Source organism: Bartonella sp. AP58NXGY, from assembly GCF_042195785.1.
Lineage (GTDB): Bacteria > Pseudomonadota > Alphaproteobacteria > Rhizobiales > Rhizobiaceae > Bartonella.
This window is the reverse complement of record NZ_JBHIOY010000076.1, coordinates 1-1,299: the sequence shown is the minus strand read 5'-3', so window position 1 is coordinate 1,299 and position 1,299 is coordinate 1. Positions and strand designations below refer to the sequence as shown.

The following is a 1,299-nucleotide window of genomic DNA, read 5'->3' as shown; positions in this document are numbered from 1 at the left end:
ATCTTGATGTTGATTTAGGAAAATTTCATCAATGGATGGGGCGTGTTAGTGGGCGTTTAAGCAAGACGCTAGGTGTTTCTGAAAAGGGACGTGAGGTTTCTTTTTATAGTAAGCTTTCTTATTTGCATAGTTTTGAAGATAAGCAATTTGTTTCTTTTAAAAACGATTTCCAGTTAGGTTCTTTTGGCTCTTCTTTGGAGGCAGGGCTTGGGTTTGATGCACGTCTTTCTTCAAAACTTTCTCTTCCTGGAGATGTTACTTATCAACATAGGTTGAAGAAAGTTGGTTTTTCCGGCACGCATTTCTCTGCCGGATTGCGTTATCTTTTTTAGCTATACATAAACTATATAGTAACTTATATATAAGTATATAGTGTTATATTAAGTATTAAAGTAACTATCTTGTTTTATATTTGTTGTATTTTCAGAATTTTGTAGCTTAAATATAAATTATTATTCTTCAATGAATAAAAGTAGGGGAATAGGAGCCAAGAAGAGTTATGGTTTATGTATTTCACAAACATGTATTTTTATGTAACTTTACAACAGCTATTCTTTATTTTTTACAGGTTACTTATGTTAGTTCTACGGACTTTTCAAGTGATCGAAGAGGGGTGTTTTATAATTGTGATGATAAAAGAATACACTTCCTTGCAAATAAAGTTTATTACTTAAAAAGTTCTCAGGAAGCGTCTGCTAGTGCTGTGCCTATTGCAGCGATATATGTAGAAAAGGCAGGCACTATTGTTAATGCATCTCAGGTAACAGTTTATGGTGATAATCCAGATAAAACATCTGCTTATGGGGCGTATGTAAGAAATGGTGGAAGACTTAATCTAGCAATTTCAAATTTTAAGGACATACCTGCTCTTTGTGCTCAAGATGCAGTTATTAGCATGACATTAGGGGAAATTAAGGGAACTTCACATGCTATTTATGCATGGGGGAGAGGAGCAAATATTTCTTTAGAGAGTGTAAATATCGATATTGAGTCCGATAATTCGAATGTAAAAAGTATCGGTATTATGAGTGGTTTTGGTGCAATGGTTAGAATGTCAGACGGTACTGTTAATTTTAACCAGATTGGCTCATTTTCAACTCTGTTTGAGGGGCGCTATTTTCTTGATAATATAGGTATTATGGGACAAGGAAGGAGGGAAGAGTCGGGAACGGGTGGTGATAGTGCTATGGGGGAATTGCCAGAAGCTTTTGAGGTTTTTCAAGGGGGAGATGTTCATTTGAAAAACGGTTTTATTCAGCTTAATTCTATGCATGCATTCTTGATTAAAAACTTTTCAGG

The 1,299-nt window shown here is 34.9% G+C and carries 1 protein-coding gene and 1 pseudogene; both read left to right on the top strand.

Translation table 11 applies throughout. The features are described from left to right. Positions 1-332: autotransporter outer membrane beta-barrel domain-containing protein (locus ACFINC_RS09530; RefSeq protein WP_375617055.1), on the top strand; the 332-nt coding region annotated here is incomplete at its 5' end. Between the two features lie 167 nt (positions 333-499). Further along, positions 500-1,299 (top strand): annotated as a pseudogene (locus ACFINC_RS09525) (autotransporter outer membrane beta-barrel domain-containing protein); the annotation flags it as partial.